This window comes from Burkholderia sp. AU38729, assembly GCF_020419725.1.
Taxonomy (GTDB): Bacteria; Pseudomonadota; Gammaproteobacteria; order Burkholderiales; family Burkholderiaceae; genus Burkholderia.
This window is the reverse complement of sequence record NZ_JAIZQO010000003.1, coordinates 134830-158105: the sequence shown is the minus strand read 5'-3', so window position 1 is coordinate 158105 and position 23276 is coordinate 134830. Positions and strand designations below refer to the sequence as shown.

Annotated in this window: 21 protein-coding genes and 1 other RNA gene; 13 read left to right on the top strand and 9 right to left on the bottom strand. The window is 67.5% G+C overall.

Annotation, left to right across the window (positions count from 1 at the left end; all coding sequences use genetic code 11):
* Positions 1–34: 34 nt before the first annotated feature.
* From dusB to LGM56_RS09610, 8 genes are all read left to right on the top strand, one after another.
* Positions 35–1102, top strand: a complete 1068-nt coding sequence (gene dusB, locus LGM56_RS09645; RefSeq protein ID WP_006497523.1) for a tRNA dihydrouridine synthase DusB — start codon at positions 35–37, stop codon at positions 1100–1102.
* Positions 1099–1332 (top strand): Fis family transcriptional regulator, encoded by a 234-nt coding sequence (locus LGM56_RS09640; RefSeq protein ID WP_006476892.1) that lies wholly within the window; start codon positions 1099–1101, stop codon positions 1330–1332. The genes dusB and LGM56_RS09640 overlap by 4 nt, the downstream gene beginning before the upstream one ends.
* Before the next feature lie 44 nt (positions 1333–1376).
* Positions 1377–2942 (top strand): bifunctional phosphoribosylaminoimidazolecarboxamide formyltransferase/IMP cyclohydrolase, encoded by a 1566-nt coding sequence (gene purH, locus LGM56_RS09635; protein ID WP_089460424.1) that lies wholly within the window; start codon positions 1377–1379, stop codon positions 2940–2942.
* 151 nt (positions 2943–3093) lie between these two features.
* The gene (ruvC, locus tag LGM56_RS09630) at positions 3094–3636 is read left to right on the top strand and encodes a crossover junction endodeoxyribonuclease RuvC (RefSeq protein WP_039361444.1); all 543 of its coding nucleotides are present in this window, start codon (positions 3094–3096) and stop codon (positions 3634–3636) included.
* Between the two features lie 192 nt (positions 3637–3828).
* On the top strand, positions 3829–4410 hold the full coding sequence (gene ruvA / locus LGM56_RS09625) for a Holliday junction branch migration protein RuvA (protein WP_014898064.1): 582 nt from the start codon (positions 3829–3831) through the stop codon (positions 4408–4410).
* Between the two features lie 119 nt (positions 4411–4529).
* Positions 4530–5600 carry a Holliday junction branch migration DNA helicase RuvB gene (gene ruvB, locus LGM56_RS09620; RefSeq protein WP_089494102.1) on the top strand — a complete coding sequence of 357 codons (1071 nt, stop codon included), beginning with the start codon at positions 4530–4532 and terminating at the stop codon, positions 5598–5600.
* A 23-nt stretch (positions 5601–5623) separates the two neighbouring features.
* Entirely contained in the window at positions 5624–6577 is a 954-nt protein-coding gene (locus LGM56_RS09615) for an oxygenase MpaB family protein (protein WP_089494101.1), read from the top strand.
* Between the two features lie 151 nt (positions 6578–6728).
* Positions 6729–7856: a ParB/Srx family N-terminal domain-containing protein gene (locus LGM56_RS09610; RefSeq protein ID WP_226204755.1), complete on the top strand. Its 1128-nt coding sequence runs from the start codon at positions 6729–6731 to the stop codon at positions 7854–7856.
* Between the two features lie 59 nt (positions 7857–7915).
* On the opposite strand, the gene LGM56_RS09605 is transcribed toward LGM56_RS09610, so the two are convergent.
* The 3 genes from LGM56_RS09605 to tyrS are packed head-to-tail and all read right to left on the bottom strand — an operon-like array spanning position 7916 to position 10298.
* Entirely contained in the window at positions 7916–8578 is a 663-nt protein-coding gene (locus LGM56_RS09605; protein WP_089494100.1) for a histidine phosphatase family protein, read from the bottom strand.
* A 23-nt stretch (positions 8579–8601) separates the two neighbouring features.
* Positions 8602–9060, bottom strand: a complete 459-nt coding sequence (dtd, locus tag LGM56_RS09600; RefSeq protein WP_089494099.1) for a D-aminoacyl-tRNA deacylase — start codon at positions 9058–9060, stop codon at positions 8602–8604.
* A complete protein-coding gene (tyrS, locus tag LGM56_RS09595; protein WP_089439239.1) occupies positions 9057–10298 on the bottom strand; it encodes a tyrosine--tRNA ligase in 1242 nt (413 codons plus the stop codon). Before tyrS ends, dtd begins: the two co-directional genes overlap by 4 nt.
* Before the next feature lie 142 nt (positions 10299–10440).
* Here tyrS and LGM56_RS09590 point away from each other — a divergent pair, with 142 nt between their 5' ends.
* Entirely contained in the window at positions 10441–11589 is a 1149-nt protein-coding gene (locus tag LGM56_RS09590; protein ID WP_226204341.1) for an anhydro-N-acetylmuramic acid kinase, read from the top strand.
* A 113-nt stretch (positions 11590–11702) separates the two neighbouring features.
* Here the strand turns inward: LGM56_RS09590 and erpA are convergent, their stop codons facing one another.
* From erpA to rplM, 4 genes are read right to left on the bottom strand one after another with little or no spacing between them, the layout of a single operon-like run.
* On the bottom strand, positions 11703–12074 hold the full coding sequence (erpA, locus tag LGM56_RS09585; protein WP_011350956.1) for an iron-sulfur cluster insertion protein ErpA: 372 nt from the start codon (positions 12072–12074) through the stop codon (positions 11703–11705).
* A 20-nt stretch (positions 12075–12094) separates the two neighbouring features.
* Complete coding sequence (locus tag LGM56_RS09580) at positions 12095–12283, bottom strand: hypothetical protein (protein WP_226204339.1); 189 nt, start codon at positions 12281–12283, stop codon at positions 12095–12097.
* A gap of 9 nt (positions 12284–12292) precedes the next feature.
* On the bottom strand, positions 12293–12685 hold the full coding sequence (gene rpsI / locus LGM56_RS09575; protein ID WP_011883283.1) for a 30S ribosomal protein S9: 393 nt from the start codon (positions 12683–12685) through the stop codon (positions 12293–12295).
* An 11-nt stretch (positions 12686–12696) separates the two neighbouring features.
* A complete protein-coding gene (gene rplM, locus LGM56_RS09570) occupies positions 12697–13125 on the bottom strand; it encodes a 50S ribosomal protein L13 (protein WP_009687896.1) in 429 nt (142 codons plus the stop codon).
* 311 nt (positions 13126–13436) lie between these two features.
* Between rplM and LGM56_RS09565 the strand changes: the two genes are divergently transcribed.
* Together LGM56_RS09565 and LGM56_RS09560 are read left to right on the top strand one after the other, a co-directional pair.
* Positions 13437–13745, top strand: a complete 309-nt coding sequence (locus LGM56_RS09565) for a DUF1090 family protein (RefSeq protein WP_089494097.1) — start codon at positions 13437–13439, stop codon at positions 13743–13745.
* 419 nt (positions 13746–14164) lie between these two features.
* On the top strand, positions 14165–14629 hold the full coding sequence (locus LGM56_RS09560; protein ID WP_172625585.1) for an OsmC family protein: 465 nt from the start codon (positions 14165–14167) through the stop codon (positions 14627–14629).
* Positions 14630–14699: 70 nt separating this feature from the next.
* Here the strand turns inward: LGM56_RS09560 and rnpB are convergent.
* Positions 14700–15111, bottom strand: an RNA gene (gene rnpB / locus LGM56_RS09555) — RNase P RNA component class A.
* Between the two features lie 68 nt (positions 15112–15179).
* Entirely contained in the window at positions 15180–16244 is a 1065-nt protein-coding gene (gene pyrC / locus LGM56_RS09550; RefSeq protein WP_011350953.1) for a dihydroorotase, read from the bottom strand.
* A 205-nt stretch (positions 16245–16449) separates the two neighbouring features.
* Here pyrC and LGM56_RS09545 point away from each other — a divergent pair, with 205 nt between their 5' ends.
* On the top strand, positions 16450–17361 hold the full coding sequence (locus LGM56_RS09545; protein ID WP_089494096.1) for a class II glutamine amidotransferase: 912 nt from the start codon (positions 16450–16452) through the stop codon (positions 17359–17361).
* A 636-nt stretch (positions 17362–17997) separates the two neighbouring features.
* A complete protein-coding gene (locus LGM56_RS09540) occupies positions 17998–23256 on the top strand; it encodes an autotransporter outer membrane beta-barrel domain-containing protein (protein WP_226204337.1) in 5259 nt (1752 codons plus the stop codon).
* Positions 23257–23276: the final 20 nt, after the last annotated feature.

The following is a 23276-nucleotide window of genomic DNA, read 5'->3' as shown; positions in this document are numbered from 1 at the left end:
CCTGCCCGCGCCCGCCGCGGGCGGTGCCATTGCGATGCCCGTTATCGGCCCTCACGTATTGCGTAACAACCTGTTCGTCGCCCCGATGGCCGGCGTGACGGATCGTCCGTTCCGCCAGCTCTGCAAGCGGCTGGGAGCCGGTTACGCCGTGTCCGAGATGGTCGCGTCCAACGCGCAGCTGTGGAAAAGCGCGAAGACGATGCGGCGCGCGAACCACGAAGGCGAGGTGGAACCGATTGCGGTCCAGATCGCCGGCGCCGATCCGGCGATGATGGCCGAAGCGGCCCGCTACAACGTCGACAACGGCGCGCAGATCATCGACATCAACATGGGCTGCCCGGCGAAGAAGGTCTGCAACGTCGCGGCCGGCTCCGCGCTGCTACAGAACGAGCCGCTCGTGCAGCGCATCGTCGAGGCCGTCGTCGCGGCGGTCGGCACGGGGCCCGATGCGGTGCCCGTCACGCTGAAGATCCGCACCGGCTGGGATCGCGAGCACAAGAACGCGATCACGGTTGCGCGCCTGGCCGAAGCGGCCGGCATCTCGATGCTCACCGTGCACGGCCGCACGCGCGCCGACCTGTACCGCGGCGACGCCGAATACGACACCATCGCCGCCGTAAAGGCGGCGGTGCGGATTCCGGTGGTCGCGAACGGCGACATCACGTCGCCCGCGAAGGCGAAGGCCGTGCTCGACGCCACCGGCGCCGACGCGCTGATGATCGGTCGTGCCGCGCAAGGTCGGCCGTGGCTGTTCCGCGAAATCGATCATTTCCTGCAAACCGGCGAGCTGCTGCCCCCGCCGCGGATCGACGAGATCCAGCACGTGATGAACGAACACCTGGAAGACCACTACGCTTTCTATGGTGAATTCACGGGAGTCCGTACTGCGCGCAAGCACATCGGCTGGTACACTCGCGGCCTTTCCGGTGCCAACGGGTTCCGGCACAGGATGAACACGCTCGATTCCACCCGCGAGCAGCTCGCCGCCGTCAATGCCTTCTTCGAGGCGCAAAAGGCGCTGTCGGACCACCTCGTCTACGTCGATGACGAAGAGGAAAACGGCCAGGGCGAGTCGGACGACCATAACCAGTTAGCAGCATGAGCAAGCACAACATCGAACAATGTGTCCGCGAGAGCCTGGACGTGTATTTCCGGGATCTAGACGGCTCCAATCCGCACGACGTCTATGAAATGGTGATGTCCTGCGTCGAAAAGCCGATGCTCGAGGTCGTGCTCGTACAGGCCGGCGGCAACCAGTCGCTCGCCGCGGAGTACCTCGGCATCAATCGCAATACGCTGCGCAAGAAGCTGCAGCAGCACGGCCTGCTGTAGGCAGCCGTCCCGTCCCCGTTTCCCTGGCTATTGGTGGTTCCATCATGATCAAGCAAGCGCTCATTTCCGTTTCCGACAAGACCGGCATCGTCGACTTCGCGAAGTCGCTGTCCGACCTCGGCGTCAAGCTGCTGTCGACGGGCGGCACCGCGAAACTCCTCGCCGACGCCGGCCTGCCCGTGACCGAAGTGGCCGATTACACGGGCTTCCCGGAAATGCTCGATGGGCGCGTGAAGACGCTCCACCCGAAGGTGCACGGCGGCATCCTCGCCCGCCGCGACCTGCCCGAGCACATGCAGGCGCTGGAACAGCACGGCATCCCGACGATCGACCTGCTCGTCGTGAACCTGTACCCGTTCGTCGCGACGATCGCGAAGGACGACTGCACGCTCGCCGACGCGATCGAGAACATCGACATCGGCGGCCCGACGATGCTGCGCTCGGCCGCGAAGAACCACCGCGACGTGACGGTCGTCGTCGATCCGGCCGACTACGCGGTCGTGCTCGATGAAATGAAGGCGAACGGCAATGCGGTCGGCTACGCGACCAACTTCCGCCTCGCGACGAAGGTGTTCGCGCACACCGCGCAATACGACGGCGCGATCACGAACTACCTGACGAGCCTGACCGACGAGCTGAAGCACGCGTCGCGCAACGCGTACCCGGCCACGCTGAACCTGGCGTTCGACAAGGTGCAGGACCTGCGCTACGGCGAGAACCCGCACCAGAGCGCCGCGTTCTACCGCGACCTCGCGACGCCGGCCGGCGCGCTGGCGAACTACCGCCAGCTGCAGGGCAAGGAACTGTCGTACAACAACATCGCCGATTCCGACGCAGCGTGGGAATGCGTGAAGACGTTCGACGCACCGGCCTGCGTGATCATCAAGCACGCGAACCCGTGCGGCGTCGCAGTCGGCAACGATTCGGCCGACGCATACGCGAAGGCATTCCAGACCGACCCGACGTCGGCATTCGGCGGCATCATCGCGTTCAACCGCGAAGTCGACGAAGCGGCTGCCCAGGCCGTCGCGAAGCAGTTCGTCGAAGTGCTGATCGCCCCGTCGTTCTCCGACGCCGCGAAGCAGGTGTTCGCCGCGAAGCAGAACGTGCGCCTGCTCGAGATCGCGCTCGGCGACGGCCATAACGCATTCGACCTGAAACGCGTGGGCGGCGGCCTGCTCGTGCAGTCGCTCGATTCGCGCAACGTGCAACCGAGCGAGCTGCGTGTCGTCACGAAGCGCCAGCCCACCGCTAAGGAAATGGACGACCTGCTGTTCGCATGGCGCGTCGCGAAGTACGTGAAGTCGAACGCGATCGTGTTCTGCGGCAACGGCATGACGCTCGGCGTCGGCGCAGGCCAGATGAGCCGTGTCGATTCCGCGCGCATCGCGAGCATCAAGGCGCAGAACGCCGGCCTGACGCTGGCCGGCTCGGCAGTCGCATCGGATGCGTTCTTCCCGTTCCGCGACGGCCTCGACGTCGTCGTGGCAGCCGGCGCGACCTGCGTGATCCAGCCGGGCGGCTCGATGCGCGACGACGAAGTGATCGCGGCGGCCGACGAGCACGGCATCGCGATGGTCCTGACGGGCGTGCGCCACTTCCGTCACTGATCGCATGCGGCCCGCGCGGCCGCAGCACGACGACCCGGCGGCATCGCACCCGCCGGGTTTTTTATTGCACGGCGCCCTCGCGCACGACCGGGCGACCGGCTTGCCGCACCAATCGTTGTAGTATCGCTGCATCACGCCACTCTCCTCACTCATGCGAATTCTCGGCATCGACCCCGGCCTGCGCGTCACCGGCTTCGGCGTCATCGACGTCAGCGGCCACCGGCTCGCCTATGTCACGAGCGGCGTGATCCGCACCCCGACGGCCGACCTGGCCACCCGGCTCGGCACGATCTTCCAGGGCGTCTCGACCATCGTGCGCGAGCACGCCCCCGACCAGGCCGCGATCGAGAAGGTGTTCGTCAACGTGAACCCGCAGTCGACGCTGCTGCTCGGCCAGGCGCGCGGCGCCGCGATCTGCGGCCTCGTCGCGGGCGGCCTGCCCGTCGCCGAATACACGGCGCTGCAGCTCAAGCAGGCCGTGGTCGGCTACGGCCGCGCGACCAAGACGCAGATGCAGGAAATGGTCACGCGGCTGCTCAACCTCTCCGGCCAACCGGGCTCCGACGCGGCCGACGCGCTCGGCATGGCGATCTGCCACGCGCACGGCGGCGATACGCTCAGCACGCTCGGCGGCCTCGCGCCGGCACTCGCGAAGAAAGGGCTGCGCGTGCGGCGCGGGCGGCTGGTCGGCTGACGGCGGCGCGCATCGCGGCCCGGCACGTCGGCTCGACTGCGTTGGCCACCTTGGCTGCGCTGACCACCTTGATCGCTTTACCCGCGCCCGACGCGCCCGCGACACGCGCCGCCCCGGCCTGATGGCCGATCCCGTCGGCATCGCGCCGCACGTGCGCTACACTCGCGCTTTCTTCCTCGCATCAAGCCATCCATGATCGGTCGCATCGCCGGCATCCTGCTCGAAAAGAACCCGCCCCACCTGCTCGTCGACTGCAACGGCGTCGGCTACGAGATCGACGTGCCGATGAGCACCTTCTACAACCTGCCGCAAACGGGCGAGCGCGTCGTGCTGCTCACGCAGCAGATCGTCCGCGAGGACGCGCACCTGCTGTACGGCTTCCTGACGCCGCAGGAGCGCACGACCTTCCGCGAGCTGCTGAAGATCACCGGCATCGGCGCGCGCATGGCGCTCGCCGTGCTGTCCGGCATGAGCGTGCAGGAGCTCGCGCAGGCCGTGACGATGCAGGACGCCGCGCGCCTCACGCGCCTGCCCGGCATCGGCAAGAAGACGGCCGAACGCCTGCTGCTCGAACTGAAGGGCAAGCTCGGCGCCGATCTCGGCGCGCTCGCCGGCGCCGCGTCGCCGTCCGACCACGCGACCGACATCCTCAACGCGCTGCTCGCGCTCGGCTATTCCGAAAAGGAAGGGCTTGCCGCGATCAAGAACGTGCCGGCCGGCACCGGCGTATCCGAAGGCATCAAGCTCGCGTTGAAGGCGCTGTCGAAGGTCTAACGCCCGCGTGACGCGCTGCCGAGCGGTGCGTTGAAGCCAGTGTCGCGCAGCCGCGCGACGCTCGCCAGTCGGCCGTTCGGCCAGGTGGGCGGGACTGCGGCGCGCGGTACAATGGCCGCATGATTGAAACCGACAAACTCGCCACCGAGCAGCGGATCATCGCCGCCACGCCCGCCTCGTCGCACGAGGAGGTGTTCGAACGTGCGCTGCGGCCGCGCCAGCTCGACGACTACGTCGGCCAGGAAAAGGTGCGCGGCCAGCTCGAGATCTTCATCGAAGCCGCCAAGCGCCGCTCCGAGCCGCTCGACCACGTGCTGCTGTTCGGGCCGCCGGGCCTCGGCAAGACGACGCTCGCGCACATCATCGCGCGGGAGATGGGCGTGAACCTGCGCCAGACGTCGGGCCCCGTGCTCGAGCGCGCGGGCGATCTCGCCGCGCTGCTGACGAACCTCGAAGCGAACGACGTGCTGTTCATCGACGAGATCCACCGGCTGTCGCCGGTCGTCGAGGAAATCCTGTATCCGGCACTCGAGGATTACCAGATCGACATCATGATCGGCGAAGGCCCGGCCGCGCGCAGCGTGAAGCTCGACCTGCAGCCGTTCACGCTGGTCGGCGCCACCACCCGCGCCGGGATGCTGACCAACCCGCTGCGCGATCGTTTCGGGATCGTCGCACGCCTCGAGTTCTACGATGCCGATCAACTGTCGCGCATCGTGCGGCGTTCGGCATCGCTGCTGAACGCGCAGATCGATCCGAACGGCGCGCTCGAAATCGCGAAGCGTTCGCGCGGCACGCCGCGGATCGCGAACCGGCTCCTGCGCCGCGTGCGTGACTTCGCGGAAGTGAAGGCCGACGGCCAGATCACCGCGGCCGTCGCCGATGCCGCGCTCGCGATGCTCGACGTCGATCCGGTCGGCTTCGACCTGATGGACCGCAAGCTGCTCGAGGCGATCCTGTACAAGTTCGACGGCGGCCCGGTCGGCATCGACAACCTCGCGGCGGCGATCGGCGAAGAGCGCGACACGATCGAGGACGTACTCGAGCCGTACCTGATCCAGCAGGGCTTCCTGCAGCGCACGCCGCGCGGGCGCGTCGCGACGCTGCTCACGTATCGCCACTTCGGGCTTTCCGTGCCCGACACCGGCCGCACCGAACGCGGCGAGTGGGATATCCCCGACGGGAAGTAACCCGTCGCCCGAGCCGCCCCACCATGACGACGCCACCCAGCTCCCGCCCCGCCGCACCCGCACCGGGCCCGCGCTGGGCCGAGCCGATCCGCAAGCGGCTCGTGGCCGGCGTCACGCACCTGACCGTGGGCGGCGGCGGCCCGTCACTCGACCTCTCTTCACCGCCGGGAGACCCGGGGCTGTTCGGTCCCGAGGCCGTCTGCTGGCGCGTGCATGCCGACTTCACGTCGATGATGACGGGCGGCATCGCGGCGCTGCTGCTGCAGGCGCTCCACCCGCTCGCGCTCGCAGGCGTCTGGGATCACTCGTCGTTCCGCACCGACATCCTCGGCCGCTTGCGACGCACCGCCACGTTCATCACCGGTACGACGTTCGGCAGTCGCGCGGACGCCCTCGCGCTGATCGAGCGCGTGAAATCGATCCACGCGCACATCTCGGGCACCGCGCCGGACGGCCGCCCATACCGCGCCGACGATCCGGCGTTGCTGACCTGGGTGCATGTCGCGGAAGTGTCGAGTTTCCTCGCCGCGCACCTGCGCTATGTGAATCCCGCGCTGCCGGGCGCGTTGCAGGACCGCTACTACGCCGAAACGGCCTTGGTCGCCGAGCTGCTCGGCGCACACGAGGTGCCCCGTTCGCGTGCCGAGGTGGCCGCCTATCTCGCGCGCATGCAGCCCGAGCTCGAGGCCGGGCCGCGCACGTTCGACGTGATGTCCATCCTGCTGAACGTGCCGGTCGCGAAGCCCGCGCTGCGGCCGGCCGCGTCGCTGGTGATGCATGCAGGCATCGACCTGCTGCCGCCGTGGGCGCAACGCATGCTCGGCGTGTCGGCGTTCGCGCCGCTGCGCCGTGCGCTGGTCCGGCCGGGTATCCGGGTCGTCGCGCCCGTGCTGCGCTGGGCGCTCGTGAACGGCGCATCAAAACGTGCGCGCCGCCGCGCCACAGCGACACCGCCCGACGGCACCCCGCCTGCCTGACGATTCGCTTCTTCTTATCATTTCAATTTACTGTCAAATATCTGTGACAAGCTGACGGGCTTGCACCCGCGCACGGTCGCACGTGCCGTACGTCCCGCTTGCCGTGACCCGCGCGGTGTCCCGCCCACCCGACCGACACCCGATGCCCGCGATGCCACGCCTGCCGATCCGATTCGCCCTTGCCGCCAGCCTGTCCACCGTCTTCGCCCTCACCGCCTGCGGAGGCGACGATGTCACCGCCGTCGCGCGTTCGGACGCGCAAACGCCGTCCGTCGGCACCCCGACCACGCCTGCCCCGACGCCGCCCGCCACCGTCACGCCGCAACCGGGCAAGTGGAAGGCCGCGCGCGCGAGCGACCTGATCGACGTGACGCTGGGCGACCTCCATCCGACGCAAGGTGCGATCGGCTACGACCAGATCTATTACAAGCTCGGCCGCTACGAACTGCAGCCCGACAAGAAATTCGACGACTTCTGCGCGGACGAAGGCCTCGGCGGCGTCGCGTCGAGCGGCTACACGGCCAAGTCGGTGCTGCGCGAACCCGCGAGCTACACATGCACGACGACCGACGCGAACGCCCGCGACCGCTCGGTGCTGAACCCGGTCGTGATCGGCCCGAACGGCGATGCGCTGTACCTGACCGACGGCCACCACGGCCTGTCGGCCTACTACGAGACGCCCGACGGTGGCCCGGCGCTGCACGTGCACGTCGTCGTCAAGGACAACCTCAGCGACTACTCGGGCGACGCGTTCTGGCAGCAGATGCAGAGCCGCGGCTATCTGCGCCTCAAGAACGGAGAAGGCAAGGCGATCACGACCGCGCAACTGCCGACCGGGCTCGGCCTGAAACTCGGGATGACGAACGACCGCTACCGCTCGCTCGTCTATTTCACGCGCGACATCGGCTACAGCAAGCCCGCACAAGCCACCGACTATCTCGAGTTCTACTGGGCCGACTGGCTGCGCGCGCAACCGGGCACGTTCGCGCTCGCCGGCTATGACCTGACGCGCGCCGGCACAACCGACCCGGATCCGGCAAAGGCCGACACCGGCTATCTGAACGCGGTCTGGAATGCGTCGACGCGCATGGTCGCGGCCACGGACCCGGTGATCGACGGCAAGACGGGCGCCGACCTCGGGCGCGCGGACACGATCAACGGCGGGAAGAAATACAACAAGGGGGAATTCGACAAGCTGCGCCAGCCGATCACGGCGGACAAGCCCGGCAAGATCGCGTACGCGCTCGACTACAAGACGCGCCACGCGCTGCCGCAGTAAGCAGCCGGCACCACGCAGGAAGGAAGTCCCGGCCGGCGATGCCGGGCGGGCCTGGTGGCTCAGAGCACCTTGCGGTACCCGTCGTCGTCGCTCGTGGCGTCCAGGTGCGACACGTCGGCCCACTGCACGACCTGCGCGCGGCCATCGACGTAATCGACGACGTTGATGCTCGTGTTGAGCAGCTGATAATTGCGCGGCGCCGACAGCTCGATGCCGTTCGCGAAACGATAGACGCAGTCGAGCACGCCGCCATGCGCGACGCACGCGATCCGGCCCCCCGGATGCTCGGCGACGATCGGTTCGAGCGCATGCAGCACGCGGTGGTAGAACTCGCGCTGCGACTCGCCGCCCTCCGGCGCGAAGCCGGGGTCGCGCGTCTGCCAGGCCGCGTACGCGTCGGGGAACAGCGTCTCGATCTCGGCGCTGTCGTGCCCCTGAAACTGGCCGTACGAGCGTTCGCGCAGCCCTTCCCGCAGCCGCGGCGCAAGCCCGAGCGCGTCGGCGAACGGCTGCGCGGTCTGCCGCGCACGCATCAGGTCGCTCGAATAGATCGCGTCGAGCCGTGCACCGTCACGCGCGTCGCGCGCGAGCCGTGCGGCCAGCTTTTGTGCCTGCTCGAGGCCCGTTTCGGCCAGCGGGATGTCGATATGACCCTGGATGCGCTTGATGCGATTCCAGGCCGTCTCGCCATGGCGGATGAAAAGAATCTGCGTGGTGGCCATCGCGGCGCGTCTCCGGGGAAGAATCAGGGCCGCACTTGCAGCCAGAAGGTCACGGGGCCGTCGTTGACGAGCGACACCTGCATGTCGGCGCCGAACTCGCCCGTCTCGACGACCGGATGGCGCACCCGCGCGGCCGCCACGAAATAGTTGAACAGCCGCGCGCCTTCGTCGGGCGGCGCGGCCGGCGTGAAGCTCGGACGCAGCCCGCTGTTGGTATCGGCCGCCAGCGTGAACTGCGACACGAGCAGCAGGCCGCCCGCACGGCCCTCACCGTCGATATTCGACACCGGCAGGTTCATCTTGCCGGCGGCGTCGCTGAACACGCGGTAGCCGAGCATCTTCGCGAGCAGCTTGTCGGCCGCTGCGTCGGTGTCGCCGCGCTCCGCGCAGACCAGCGCGAGCAGGCCCGCGCCGATTTCGCCCGTCGTGCGATCGCCGACGCGCACGTCGGCGCGCTTCACACGCTGGATCAGCGCGATCATGCGGTCAGCGTGACGCGTGCGAAGCGGCGCTTGCCGACCTGCACGACGAACTCGCCGGCTTCGACCTTCAGGCCCTTGTCCGACACGGTCGCGCCATCGATCTTCACGCCGCCCTGCTCGATGTTGCGCAGCGCCTCGCTCGTCGACGGCACGAGGCCGGCCTGCTTCAGCAGCTGGCCGATCGCGAGCGGCGCGCCCGCGAGCGTGACCGACGGAATGTCGTCCGGCACGCCGCCCTTCGCGCGGTGGTTGAAGTCCTCGAGCGCACGCTCGGCGTCGGCCTGCGAGTGGAAGCGCGCGACGATTTCCTGCGCGAGCAGCACCTTGAAGTCGCGCGGGTTGCGGCCGCCTTCGATCTCGCGCTTGAAGCCGTCGATCTCGTCCATCGGACGGAACGACAGCAGCTCGAAGTAACGCCACATCAGCGTGTCCGAGATGCTCATCAGCTTGCCGAACATGTCGTTCGGCTGCTCGCTGATGCCGACGTAGTTGCCCTTCGACTTCGACATCTTCTCGACGCCGTCGAGGCCTTCGAGCAGCGGCATCGTGAGAATGCACTGCTGTTCCTGGCCATACTGCTTCTGCAGTTCGCGGCCGACCAGCAGGTTGAATTTCTGGTCGGTGCCGCCGAGCTCGAGGTCGGCGTTCAGCGCGACCGAGTCGTAGCCCTGCATCAACGGGTACAGGAATTCGTGGATCGAGATCGGCACGCCGCCCTGGAAGCGCTTCGTGAAATCCTCGCGCTCGAGGATCCGCGCGACCGTGTAGCGCGACGCGAGCTTGATCATCCCGTCCGCGCCGAGCGGCATCGACCATTCGCTGTTGTAGCGGATTTCGGTCTTGTCGCGGTCGAGCACGAGCGCGGCCTGCTCGAAGTAGGTCTTCGCGTTCGACTCGATCTGTTCGCGCGTGAGCGGCGGGCGCGTCGCGTTGCGGCCCGACGGATCGCCGATCAGCGACGTGAAATCGCCGATCAGGAAGATGACCGTGTGGCCGAGGTCCTGCAGCTGGCGCATCTTGTTCAGCACGACCGTATGGCCGATGTGGATGTCGGGCGCGGTCGGGTCGAGGCCGAGCTTGATGCGAAGCGGCGTGCCCGTCGCCGCGCTGCGTGCGAGCTTCTGCGCGAACTCTTCCTCGACCAGCAGCTCGTCGACGCCGCGCTTCGTGACGGCGAGCGCATGCCGGACTTCGTCGGTGATCGGGAAAACAGGCTTGGAACTGGGTTCGGTGCTCATCGGTGCCAGGAAGAATGTCGCAAAAACAGGGATTTTCCCATAACTTGCGCGCCCATCGCTTAACGGCACGTCACGTTGCGCGGATAATCGGGCGCAAGGCGCGCGGCACCGGCCCGCGCCGCACGATCCAGGAGAACCCAACGTGCCGCAACGACAGCCGCAACATGCCCATCCGGCCGACGGCATCTACTTCGGGCTGATGTCGGGAACCAGCATGGACGGCGTCGATGGCGTCGCCGTGCGTTTCGAGGCCGGCCGTGCGCCGGTCGTGCTCGCGGAAGCGTTCGTCGGCTTCGCGCAATCGCTGCGCGACGCGCTGTTCGCGCTGCAGCAGCCCGGCCACGATGAAATCGACCGCGAATCGGTCGCCGCGAACGCGCTGGTCGCGCGCTATGCGGTGTGCTGCCACGAGTTGCAGCGCACGGCCGGGCTGTCGCGTGACGAGATCCGCGCGATCGGCGTGCACGGCCAGACCGTGCGCCATCGCCCCGAGCGCGGCTATACGCGGCAGATCAACAACCCGGCGCTGCTCGCCGAGCTGACCCAGCTCGACGTGATCGCCGATTTCCGCAGCCGCGACGTCGCCGCGGGCGGCCATGGCGCGCCGCTCGCGCCGGCCTTCCACGCGACGGTGTTCGGCGCGCCGGGTGAAACGCGCGTCGTCTGCAATCTCGGCGGGATCAGCAACATCACGATCCTGCCTGGCGAAGGCGGCGACGTGCGTGGCTTCGACTGCGGCCCCGCGAACGCGCTGCTCGACGAATGGGCAACCCGCCATCTCGGCAAGCCGTACGACGACGGCGGTAAGTTCGCCGCGCGCGGCACCGTCCACGCGCTGCTGCTCGATGCGCTGCTCGACGAGCCGTATTTCGCCGCACCGCCGCCGAAAAGCACCGGGCGCGACCTGTTCAATCCCGCATGGCTCGACGCGAAGCTCGCCGCGTTCGCGCAGGTCACGCCGGATGACGTGCAGGCGACCCTTACCGCGCTCACGGCCGTGTCGGTCGCGCGCGAGATCGCGCAGCACGCAGCGGGCTGCAAGGCCGTGTTCGTCTGCGGCGGCGGCGCACGCAATCCGGTGCTGCTCGACGCGCTCCGGAATGCACTCCGCGAGGCCGGCGTGCCGGCCACGGTCGATACGACGGCCGCGCTCGGCGTGCCGCCGCAGCAGGTCGAGGCGCTCGCCTTCGCGTGGCTCGCGTACCGCTTCACCGCGCGCCAGCCCGGCAATCTCGCGACGGTCACGGGCGCAGCCGGCAATCGCGTGCTGGGCGCGCTCTATCCGCGCTGACGCTGCGCCTGCCGCACGGCGGGCGCCGCATCGTCAAGGCGCACGGGCATTAAAAAACGGGGCATGAAGCCCCGTTTTTCATTCTGGCGAACCGGATCGGATCTGCCGTGTGCTCAGACCGAGAACGACGAGCCGCACCCGCAGGTGGTGCTCGCGTTCGGGTTCTTGATCACGAACTGGGCGCCGTTGAGGTCGTCCTTGTAGTCGATCTCGGCGCCGACCAGGTACTGGTAGCTCATCGAGTCGATCAGGAGCTGGACGCCGTTCTTGTTCATCACGGTGTCGTCCTCGTTGACTTCCTCGTCGAACGTGAAGCCATACTGGAAGCCGGAGCAGCCGCCGCCCTGCACGAACACGCGCAGCTTCAGGTCGGGATTGCCCTCTTCGTCGATCAGTTGCTTGACCTTGTCGGCTGCGGCGTCGGTGAAGACGAACGGAACCGGCATTTCGGCCGTCGTTGCTGCGGATTCGGTAACAGCGTTCATTGCGAACTCTCCAAAAAGCTTTAGCCGCTATTGTAGGGCCGATCAGAAGATCGTGCTGAAGTCCATGAAATCAATAGGTTCTTGTCGATTTCATCAAACTCGCCCGCGCGGGCCGCGGCAGCACGCGCCTGGAAGCGGACATAAAAAAACCGCCAGCGCAAACGCTGGCGGTTTTTCCGGCGGACGCCGCCCGGGAGCGGCGAGGCCATGAAGCGGAATTAACGCTTCGAGAACTGCTTTGCGCGACGTGCCTTGCGCAGACCAACCTTCTTACGCTCGACTTCACGTGCATCGCGCGTGACGAAGCCTGCGTTCGACAGCGACGGCTTCAGCGTCGCATCGTAGTCGATCAGTGCACGGGTGATGCCGTGGCGCACTGCACCTGCCTGACCCGTTTCGCCGCCGCCGTTGACGTTGACCTTGATGTCGAACGTCTGGCCGTGGTTCGTGAGTTCCAGCGGTTGACGCACGATCATCAGCGACGTTTCGCGCGAGAAGTAGTCAGCGATGGGCTTGCCGTTGACGATGATGTCGCCCTTGCCAGCCTTGATGAAGACACGTGCGACTGCGCTCTTGCGGCGGCCCGTACCGTAGTTCCAGTTACCGATCATGTGGGCTCCCCTTAGATCTCGAGCGCCTTCGGCTGTTGCGCCGAATGCGGATGCGTAGCTTCAGCGTAGACCTTCAGCTTCTTGATCATCGCGTAGCCGAGCGGGCCCTTCGGCAGCATGCCCTTGACCGCTTTCTCGAGCGCGCGGCCCGGGAAGCGTTCTTGCATCTTGCCGAACGTCGTTTCATAGATACCGCCCGGGTAGCCCGAGTGACGGTAGTACTTCTTGTCGAGAGTCTTGTTGCCCGTGACCTTCAACTTGCTTGCGTTGATGATGATGATGAAATCACCAGTGTCGACGTGCGGGGTGAACTCAGGCTTGTGCTTGCCGCGCAGACGGCGTGCCACTTCGCTGGCAACACGGCCGAGAACCTTATCCGTCGCGTCAATCACGTACCATTCGCGCGTCACCTCATGGGCTTTTGCGGAAAACGTCTTCATGATCGATCCAAAAAAATTGCTTAGCCCGATGTGTTCTTCCTGCTTGTCTGTGTGCGCTTCGAGGCGCGGTGCAGGCTCTCCCTGTTCTTTTTCCGTGGGCATGAATGCGGAAAAGCCCTGAATTATAAAGGAAATACGGCAACGCGGTCAAAGGGAATCCACTCCCCGTGTCCACGGCGGCCGAAATGGGCCAAAATCCGTTCGTGCCCCGACAAGCCAGGCGAACCGAGCGCCCGGGGAGGCACCCATCGACGCGCGGCACATGACCCTCCCGCGCCAGACCGGCCGAATCTGGAAAACAACAAACAAGCATGATGAATCAACGACTTACGCCCTTCCTTGCGGCCGCACTGCTGGCCGCCGCAGCGCCTGCCGTCGCCGCCCGCACCGACTGCGAAGCCAAGCTCGACGCACTCGATACCCGCATTACGGAAGCCCGCGCCGCCCATGCCGAGGATCGCGTCGCCCGCCTGCGCGCGGTGCGCGAACGCGTCCGCCACTTCTGCGCGCGCGGGCACGGCCACGCGTCGGCCGTCCACGTGCCGGCACCTGATGCACGCTCACCCGGCACGCCGTCCGGCGGCGCGACGTCACAGTCGGACGCAAAGCAGCCTGCGTAACGATGCCGGGATGCCGGGGCGCGCAAGCCGCGCGCCGATGTTTGCATGGGACGAAAAAAAGCCCGAACGGCTGGTTCGGGCTTAATCCACCATAGGAGGAGGGTGGAGGAGACATTCGGAGGTTGCCGCAGCGCGACAACCAATGAGGCTCATTATACGAACGCGTCGCCGACTTCACAAGAAAATTTGCATTACGAAATCAAACACCATAATGCGGAATATTTCATGTCGCGTTTGAAAATTCCATTTTCCCCTTTGAAATCAATCACCTGATCCCGTCTGGCAGGCTCGAAAACGCCCCGCTTCTAGAGCGAAACCCCTAAATCCGAGCGGGAAGTGGCCGTCGGGCGGGCCGCTCGCGTGGCGCCGGCATTGCGCGTCGTGCAGCGCATCAGCCGTCCGTTGCGCAGCGGGCTACAATGCCGGATCGAATCCGAATCAGGCAACGCTGGAGTGCAAGCATGGAATGCAAAGTAAGCTGGATGGGCCAGGACGGCATGGCGTTTTCCGCAGAGACCGGCAGCGGCCACCTCGTCACGATGGATGGCGCGCCCGAAGGCGGCGGCCACAACCTCGCGCCGCGCCCGATGGAAATGGTGCTGCTCGGCACCGGCGGCTGCACGGCCTATGACGTCGTGCTGATCTTGAAGAAGAGCCGCCAGGAAGTGAGCGGCTGCTCGGTCACGCTGAAGGCCGAGCGCGCGAGCGAAGATCCGAAGGTGTTCACGAAGGTGCACTTCCACTTCACCGTCACCGGGCGCAACCTGAACCCGTCCACGGTCGAACGCGCGATCAACCTGTCGCACGACAAGTATTGCTCCGCGTCGATCATGATCGCGAAGACGGCCGAACTCACGCATTCGTTCGACATCGTCGCCGGCTGAACGCACGGCGAGCGCGCATGAAAAAAGGGCCGGCGCTCCGCGGGGAGACGCCGGCCCTTTCGCATTCGAACCGCAAAGCAGGCCGATAAGCCGGATTCTGTGCACGCTGCGCGCCGAAGCACGCAACGCGTGGCAGCCATTCCTCTAGGCGCGCCATTGCTGACGCGCTCAAGCTTCCTACCCGCAGACGAGACGGGGGCCCCGTCCTGCATCCGAAAATGCGCGCCTGCCTACTTGGAATTGCTCCGGGTGGAGGTTACCGTGCCGGCGAACGTCGCCGTCGCCGCGGTGCGCTCTTACCGCACCGTTTCACCCTTACCTGATCCCGACTTGCGCCGGGCCATCGGCGGTTTGCTTTCTGTTGCCCTGTTCCGCGTGTCGCCACGGATGGCCGTTAGCCATCACCCTGCCCTGTGGAGTCCGGACTTTCCTCGCCCCCGCGCGCCCGAAGGCGGCGAGGCCGCGACTGCCTGGCCTGCTTTGCGACGCGCATTCTAGCACTGCGCGCCGCGGGGCGCATGGGGCCGGGTTCGCGCGACGGCGCGGTGGCTTACGCCAGCTTCCAGCCGATCGTCTCGCCGCCGCGCAGCGGCACGACGGGCGTATCGCCCGCGAAGATCTCGCGCGGCAGTTCCCATGCCTCGCGACGCAGCGTGACCGTCTCGGCGCTGCGCGGCAGCCCGTAGAAATCGGCGCCGAAGAAGCTCGCGAAGCCTTCCAGCTTGTCGAGCGCGCCGGCGGTGTCGAACGCTTCCGCATACAGTTCGAGCGCGTGCAGCGCCGTGTAGCAGCCCGCGCAGCCGCACGCGGTTTCCTTCGCGTCGCGCGCGTGCGGTGCGCTGTCGGTGCCCAGGAAGAAGCGCGGGTTGCCCGACGTCGCGGCCTCGACCAGCGCGACGCGATGCGTCTCGCGTTTCAGCACCGGCAGGCAGTAGTAGTGCGGGCGAATCCCGCCGACGAACAGCGCGTTGCGGTTGTACAGCAGGTGATGCGCGGTGATCGTCGCGCCGAGCAGGCCGGGCGCCGCGTCGGCGTCGCGCACGTAGTCGGCCGCGTCCTTCGTCGTGATGTGCTCGAACACGACCTTCAGGCCCGGGAAATCGCGGCGCAGCGGCGTCATCACGCGGTCGATGAAGACCTTCTCGCGGTCGAACAGGTCGATCGACGCATCGGTCACCTCGCCGTGCACGAGCAGCGGCATGCCGGTTTCCTGCATCGCCTCGAGCGTCTTCGCGCATTTCGCGAGATCGGTGACGCCGTGGTCGGAATTCGTCGTCGCGCCCGCCGGATACAGCTTCACGCCGTGCACGAAGCCGCTTTCGCGTGCGCGGCGGATCTCGTCGGGCGGCGTGTTGTCGGTCAGGTACAGCGTCATCAGCGGTTCGAACGTCATTCCGGCCGGCAGCGCGGCCAGGATGCGCTCGCGATAGGCCTGCGCCTGCGCGGTGGTCGTCACCGGCGGCTTCAGGTTCGGCATGACGATGGCGCGGCCGAACTGGCGCGCGGTGTGCGGCAGCACGGCGGCCAGCATGTCGCCGTCGCGCAGGTGAAGGTGCCAGTCGTCGGGACGGGCGAGCGAGAGCGTCGCCGGGGAGGAAGCGTTCGAGGCAGTCATAGGAGGCGTCGTGAGGAACGGGCTGGCCATCGGCGGGGCCGGAACGCGCGTGCGCGGGCCGACTGACGGCAAACCGCAACACGGGGCCTTCGGCCGGCGGAATCCGCTTTTTACCGCTCAGGGCTCGGTGATATGCTAGAAGCCGCATTGTACCGGGGTTCGCCCGGTTCGTTACCCCCCGCCTCAGCCTGCCGCCCCAAGTAAAATGTGCCAACTCTTAGGAATGAACTGCGCCGCGCCGACGGACGTCACATTCTCCTTCACAGGTTTCGCGGCCCGGGGCGGGCTCACCGATCACCATGCCGACGGCTGGGGCATCGCGTTCTTCGAAGACAAGGCCTGCCGCCTGTTCATCGATCACCAAGCCTCGGCCACGTCGCCGATCGCCGAAATGGTGAAGCGCTACCCGATCAAGTCCAAGAACACGATCGCGCACATCCGCAAGGCGACGCAAGGCCACATCCTGCTCGAGAACAGCCATCCGTTCATGCGCGAGCTGTGGGGCCGGCACTGGATCTTCGCGCACAACGGCGACCTGCAGGACTACGCACCGGACATGGACGGCAGCGTCTACCATCCGGTCGGCACGACCGACAGCGAACAGGCGTTCTGCGTGCTGATGCAGGGGCTGCGTGAAGCGTTCCCCGGCGCGCAGCCGCCGTTGCCCGAACTGTTCGAGCGCGTCGGCGAGCTGACGCGCGGCATCACCGATCACGGCGTGTTCAACTTCCTGATGTCGAACGGCCAGGCGCTGTTCGCGCATTGCTCGACGCGGCTGCACTACCTCGTGCGGCGCTGGCCGTTCTCGACCGCGCACCTCGTCGACGAAGATCTGTCGATCGACTTCGCGAAATACACGACGCCCGAGGATCGCGTCGCGGTGATCGCGACGCAGCCGCTCACCGACAACGAAGTCTGGACCGCGTTCGAGCCGGGCGAGCTGATCATGTTCCAGTGCGGCGACGTCGCCGCGCGGATGCGGATCCCGGTGCCGGAACGCGTGCTCGAGAAGTTGCGCAATCCGTCGCTCGACGCGTCGGCATCGGCGCCGCGCGACACGCGCGAGGTGCTCGCCGCCGCCGCCGAAGTCGATTCCGACGACGCGATCGACTTCTGAGCCCGGCGCCCGCGCCCTCTTCCCTTCACGTTTTCGCCGCTGTGCGGCAAGTCGGCGGCGCGCCGCGTCGGATCGCGGCGGTGACTTGGTACGCAGGCGATTCGGCGACGTTCGCTATCGGCGTAAATGGCCCTCCCCGCACCGATCTCCCTTCATCGGGACTAAAGTCCGGCATATCGAAACACTGCCATACCATATTCGTTTGATTTAATTTATTTTCAAACGAAAGAAATTAAAAGGCGAGAACTAATATACTTCGGGCAAGCATATAATCCGGGCGGAGGCATTTTAACGCACCGGTCTGGCGTAAAACGTGCGCCACCTTACCGAGCCGGCAATCGCTGACTCGCATCGCCAGAATCCACCCGCCCCTTACCCGATAAGGCTTTCAGTTCGATTCATCACACAATCCTGAAATACCGGATGAAATCGACATGATTGCCGCATTTGTTAGCTTCCCGACAATCCATCGCCCGCACGGCCAATAGACTCCGCCCCATCCTCGGTGTAACGAATTGCGATTCGCGGAGAAACGGCCACGGCCGCCGCCCCCATTACACGCCATTCTCCACCGCGGATTGCGATTTCACTGCGCCATGGTGAAAACCACATCAAAACAAGAGATAGGGGCTTGTCGTGAATCATTCATTTCGATCGATATGGAACGAGGCCACCGGCTGCTGGATTGCGGCCGCGGAAACCGCACGGGCGCGCGGCAAGCGTTCGGGCGGCGCATCCGGCACGAGCCGCCGCGCCGCGCCCGCGGCGACGCACCGGGCATCGCTTCGCATCGCGGCAGTCGGCGCCGCGCTGGCCGCGCTGTCGGCCGGCTCCGCGTATGCATCGACGTGCGGCAGCGGCACGGCCGTCGCGAGCGGCGGCACCTGCGCGCCCGGCAGTTTCAGCCCGACCGTCAACGACAACCTGGCAGGCTCCGCCACCGTCTCGGGCGGCGACACCGTCGGCGTGTCGGGCGCATGGACCGGCGCCGGCGGCGACCCGGGCTACACGCTTACGCCGATCGGCAGCACGACCATCGTGTCGGGCAACCCGAACCAGCCGCTGCTGTCGCTCGGCGGCAAGACGCGCAGCGTCAGCACACCCGACTCGATCACCGGCACCCACACGTCGGTCGCGACCTACGACTCGTCCGCGTTCGCCGCGTCGACGGCCGGCACGACCGCGGTACCCGTCTACCACGACGTGAACGGCGATCAGTACGTGAACACGCGCATCGGCACCGTCGCCGCCACCGGCGGCACGCTCAACGTGTCGATCGGCAATGCGGCGAACGCGCCCGATGCAGCCGGCAACGCGATCGAGATGGCCGCGAAGCAGACCGACCTGACCTTCGCGGACGGCACGGGCGCCGCGAAAAGCACCGTCACCTGGAACTCACGCAACCAGATCCGGTTCACCACCGGCGACTACCTGGCGGACGGCGGCGCCGTCGGCAGCCGTCAGCTCGACGTGCCGGCCTACGCGGGTACCTTCACCGCATTCGACGGCAGCACGTGGAAGGTCACCGACGCCGCATCGCTCGCCGCGTACAACGACTTTCTCGTGCGCTCGGTGCAAAGCGGCGCGCTCGGTTCGCAGGCCGCCTACGACAGTGCGTTCAGCCAGGCCGTCACGTTCTCGCAGCAATCCTTCCAGTATCAGAACAACGTGTCCCCGGGCGACAAGAACACGCTGCCGATCGGTTTCCTGTCGGCGATGCACGGTACGGGCGCGAACGCGACACTGCAGATCGGCAAGGACGGCCAGATCGACTTCCGCGGCGTCAACACGATCGACTCGAGCTCGGCCGTCCTCGCGGAAAACGGCGCGCACTTCATCAACGACGGGCGCCTGTCGGGCGACTTCACGCTGGTGCGCCTGCTGAGCGGCGCAAGCGGCGTCAACAACGGCGTGATCTCGTCCGGGTACGCGTCCGGCGACGACTTCGACACGAGCGGCAGCACGCCGCCGAACAACTTCAACTACCACGCGTACACCGAAGGCAACGGCGTATTTGCGAACGGCACGGGCACGTCGTTCGTCAACCACGGCGTGATGAACGTCGGCGCATGGACGCTCGACGGCAACCGGCCGGACCTGCAGAACTACGCGGTCGCCGTGACAGGCGGTGCGACGGCATCGAACGCCGGCACGATCAACGTCGGCGTCAATGCAACGACGCTCGACAGCCAGGTGATCGGCGGCCTCGTCGATGGCGGCAGCTTCACGAACGAAGCGGGCGGCACGATCACCCTCGGCCGCTCGGCGCAGTACACGCCCGGCGGAACGGCAAGCGACGTCGCACTCGCCGCGCACGCTTACGGCATCCTGCTCGGCAATTCCGGCACCGCGAGCAACCTCGGCACGATCGTGATCGGCTCGCAGACGCAGAACGGCGCCGCGCTGGCGAGCATCGGCTCGGCGTCCGGCACGCTGACCAACGCGGGCGCGATCATCGTCAACGGCGCGGCGTCCGGCACGCCGCTCGCCAACGTCGGCATGCTCGCGGCCGACACGGCGGCGACCGTGACCAACACCGGCACCATCACGCTGAACGGCGTCAACGGCATCGGCATCATGGTGGTCGGCACCGGTGCGCAGGCAACGTCCGCGCTGTCGAGCGGCACGATCGACGTCGCCGGCGGCCTCGATCCGGCCTCCGGCACGCGCAACTACGGCGTGTGGGCCGAAGGGCCGAGCGCCACGGCCACGCTCAACGGCGCGCTCAACCTGACGGGCACCGGCGCGATCGGCGTGCATGCACGCTCGGGCGCGACGATCAACGTCGGCGCAAACGCCGTGCCGGCCTTCATGTCGGGCACCAACCAGATCGGCTTCTACGCGTATGGCGCGGGCTCGAAGATCAACGTCGCCGCGCAGCACCTCAGCGTCGACACCGACGATTCGACGCTGTTCCGCGTCGCGGGCGGCGCAGCCTACACGGGCACGTCGACGGCCGGCGCGCTGACGACCGACGTCAACGGCCAGCGTGCGCACGGCGTGCTCGCGACCGACGCCGGCACCGTGCTGTCGACCGGCAACGCGATCTACAACGTCAACGGCGCGAACGGCATCGCGATCGCGGTCGAAGGCGGCGCGCAAGGCACGATCGACGCGGGCGCGACGATCAACCTGAACGCGGCCGGTGCGATCGCCGGCGTCGTCGACGGCCAGGCGCACGATCTCGCCGGCGCCAATGCCGGCGCACCGGTCGCGACGACGCTCACCAACCACGCCGCCGTCACGTCATCGACGGCCGGCGTGACCGGCTTCGTCGCGCAGAACCTCGGCACGCTCGAGAACCGCGACACGGTGCTGCTGACGGGCGCCGGCTCGACCGGCGTCGTGATCGGCGCGCTCGGCACGGTGAACAACGCGTCGACGATCCGCGTATCCAACGGCACCGGCGCGCTCGTGCAGGGTGCATCGGCGACGCTCGCCAACGCCGGTTCGATCGAAGCCGACGACGGCATCGCGGGCGTCCACCTGACGGGCACCGGCGCATCGGTCGCGCTGTCGGGCGCCGGCACCGTGATCTCGAACGGCAGCGCCGACGGCGTGCTGATCGACTCGACCGTCACGGGCGGCGGGCTCGCGGCCGGCGCGACATCGATCGCGGTCGGCGGCTCGGGCAAGGGGATCGACAACCAGGGGACGAACGCGACGGTCGCGCTGGCCGGCACGCAGATCGGCACGACCGGCAGTGGCGCCGACGGCCTGTCGTCGACGGGGGCCGGCGCGCACATCGCGACCGATGCGGCGACCGTCGTCCGGACCACCGGCGACAACGCGCGTGGCTTCTTCGTGTCGGGGGCGGATTCGACGCTGGCGGCCAACGGTACGACCGTCGCGACGACCGGCGCGGGTTCGGCCGCGATCGTGACGACCGGCGGCGCGACCGCGCTGCTGTCGGGCGCGAAGATCACCACGTCGGGCGCGACGTCCGACGGCCTCGTCGCGCAAAACGGCGGCCGCATCGGCGATACGGGCTCGACGATCGCCAGCGCCGCCGGCACCGGCGCCACCGCCGACAGCGGCGGCGTGCTCGCGTTGACCGGCACGACGCTCAAAGGCGCGACGGCCGGCGTGCTGACGTCCGATACGCTCGCAAACGGCGCGACGAGCTCGGTGCTCGTCGATGGCGGCAGCGTCACGTCCGCCACCGGGCCGGCCTTCGCCGTGCGCGGCGGCACGGCCGACATCGCCGTGCGCAACGGCACGGTCGTGACGGCCGGCAACGGCACGCTGCTCGACCTGTCGAACGGCAGCCACGCCACCTTCACCGCATCGGCCGTGAATCTGGCCGGCGACATCGTCTCCGACACGTCGAGCACCGGCAACGTGTTCCTCGCGAACGGCACGACGCTGACCGGCAAGATCGATCCGGTCGCACTGACCGTCGACAACACCAGCACGTGGCGCATGACGGGCAGCTCGGTGCTGAGCAGCCTGAACAACGCGGGCCTCGTCGCATTCTCCGCACCGACCGGTTCGCCGACGCTCGCGGGCAGCTACAAGACGCTGACGACCGGCAGCTACGTCGGCAACGGCGGCACGATCGCGCTCAATACGTTCCTCGGCGCCGACGCCTCGCCGACCGATCGGGTGATCGTGAACGGCGGCGCCGCGAGCGGCACGACGGGCCTGAAGATCGCCAACACGGCCGGCACCGGCGCGCAGACGAAGGGCGACGGGATTCCGGTGGTCGTCACGGCCAACGGCGGTACGACCACCGCGTCGGCGTTCCAGCTCGCGGGCCCCGTGCAGGCGGGCGCGTACGAATACCGGCTCTATCGCGGCGGCCAAGGTGACGCGAACGGCTGGTACCTGCGGTCGCAACTCGATCCGTCGGACCCCGGCGACCCGATCCACCCGTCCGGCGGCGGTGACGGCAGCAACAACGGGAATGGCAACGGTGGCACGCTCGCGTATCGCCCTGGCGTGTCGGGCTATGCCCTCACGCCGCTGCTCAACGCCGACTACGGCTTCTCCACGCTCGGCAAGCTGCACGAGCGCGTCGGCGACATCTACACCCTCGAAAAGCAGCAGCCGGGAAATCGCGACGGCGTGTGGGGGCGCATCGGCGGCCAGAGCCTCGACGCGAACGCGGGGCGCTTCGCGGCCGACGAGCGTACGTTCTTCGCGCAGTTCGGCAAGGACTGGACGCTCGACCAGGCGCCGAACGGCGGCAGCACGCATGCGGGCGTGACGGCCAGCATCGGCGTGTCGAACGCGAGCTTCAGCGACATGGCGCGCGCCGATACGGCCAACCTGTCGACGTCGACGGGCTCGGTCGAGATGCATGCGCAGAGCATCGGCGGCTACTGGACGAAGTACCTGTCCGACGGCACGTACTTCGACAGCGTCGGGCAGGTCACGCACTACGGCAACCGCTACCGCGACAGCTATGGCAACGAGGCGTCGCAGAACGGCTTCGGCATCGCGCTGTCGCAGGAAGTCGGCAAGCCGTTCGCGATCGGCGCGCTGCCGGTCGCGGTCGAGCCGCAGGCGCAGCTGATGTACCAGTACCTGAAGCTGAACGGGTTCAACGACAACGTCTCGGCGGTATCGGGTACGACGACGAACGCACTGCGCGGCCGCGTCGGCGTGCGCATCTTCCGGCCGAACCTCCAGTCGGATTCGGGCGGCGGCGCCGCCACGCCGTACTTCACGGCCGACGTGCTGCACGACTTCGTGTCGCCGGGCCAGACCGTCGTCGGCGGCACGCCGTTCGCGACGCATCTCGGCCGCACGTGGTACGAACTCGGCGTCGGCGTGACCGCGGGCTTCGGCAAGTCGGGCGAGCTGTACGCGAACGCGAAGATCGCGCGCAACATCGGCGGCGACTACCGGCGCGGCATCGTCGGGCAGGTCGGCTACCGCTACAGCTGGTAACGGCGCTCACCCGCGCAACG

Excerpts from the sequence above, each read along its gene's own strand:
- LGM56_RS09580 (WP_226204339.1), bottom strand. The coding sequence starts at position 12,283 with ATGGCCTCGCCGCTCCCGGGCGGCGTCCGCCGGAAAAACCGCCAGCGT.
- tyrS (WP_089439239.1), bottom strand. The coding sequence starts at position 10,298 with ATGAGCACCGAACCCAGTTCCAAGCCTGTTTTCCCGATCACCGACGAA.
- ruvB (WP_089494102.1), top strand. The coding sequence starts at position 4,530 with ATGATTGAAACCGACAAACTCGCCACCGAGCAGCGGATCATCGCCGCC.
- purH (WP_089460424.1), top strand. The coding sequence starts at position 1,377 with ATGATCAAGCAAGCGCTCATTTCCGTTTCCGACAAGACCGGCATCGTC.
- LGM56_RS09640 (WP_006476892.1), top strand. The coding sequence starts at position 1,099 with ATGAGCAAGCACAACATCGAACAATGTGTCCGCGAGAGCCTGGACGTG.
- rpsI (WP_011883283.1), bottom strand. The coding sequence starts at position 12,685 with ATGATCGGTAACTGGAACTACGGTACGGGCCGCCGCAAGAGCGCAGTC.
- LGM56_RS09610 (WP_226204755.1), top strand. The coding sequence starts at position 6,729 with ATGCCACGCCTGCCGATCCGATTCGCCCTTGCCGCCAGCCTGTCCACC.
- LGM56_RS09545 (WP_089494096.1), top strand. The coding sequence starts at position 16,450 with ATGTGCCAACTCTTAGGAATGAACTGCGCCGCGCCGACGGACGTCACA.
- LGM56_RS09565 (WP_089494097.1), top strand. The coding sequence starts at position 13,437 with ATGATGAATCAACGACTTACGCCCTTCCTTGCGGCCGCACTGCTGGCC.
- LGM56_RS09605 (WP_089494100.1), bottom strand. The coding sequence starts at position 8,578 with ATGGCCACCACGCAGATTCTTTTCATCCGCCATGGCGAGACGGCCTGG.
- ruvA (WP_014898064.1), top strand. The coding sequence starts at position 3,829 with ATGATCGGTCGCATCGCCGGCATCCTGCTCGAAAAGAACCCGCCCCAC.
- LGM56_RS09615 (WP_089494101.1), top strand. The coding sequence starts at position 5,624 with ATGACGACGCCACCCAGCTCCCGCCCCGCCGCACCCGCACCGGGCCCG.
- dusB (WP_006497523.1), top strand. The coding sequence starts at position 35 with ATGCCCGTTATCGGCCCTCACGTATTGCGTAACAACCTGTTCGTCGCC.
- LGM56_RS09560 (WP_172625585.1), top strand. The coding sequence starts at position 14,165 with ATGCCGGATCGAATCCGAATCAGGCAACGCTGGAGTGCAAGCATGGAA.
- rplM (WP_009687896.1), bottom strand. The coding sequence starts at position 13,125 with ATGAAGACGTTTTCCGCAAAAGCCCATGAGGTGACGCGCGAATGGTAC.
- dtd (WP_089494099.1), bottom strand. The coding sequence starts at position 9,060 with ATGATCGCGCTGATCCAGCGTGTGAAGCGCGCCGACGTGCGCGTCGGC.
- ruvC (WP_039361444.1), top strand. The coding sequence starts at position 3,094 with ATGCGAATTCTCGGCATCGACCCCGGCCTGCGCGTCACCGGCTTCGGC.
- pyrC (WP_011350953.1), bottom strand. The coding sequence starts at position 16,244 with ATGACTGCCTCGAACGCTTCCTCCCCGGCGACGCTCTCGCTCGCCCGT.
- erpA (WP_011350956.1), bottom strand. The coding sequence starts at position 12,074 with ATGAACGCTGTTACCGAATCCGCAGCAACGACGGCCGAAATGCCGGTT.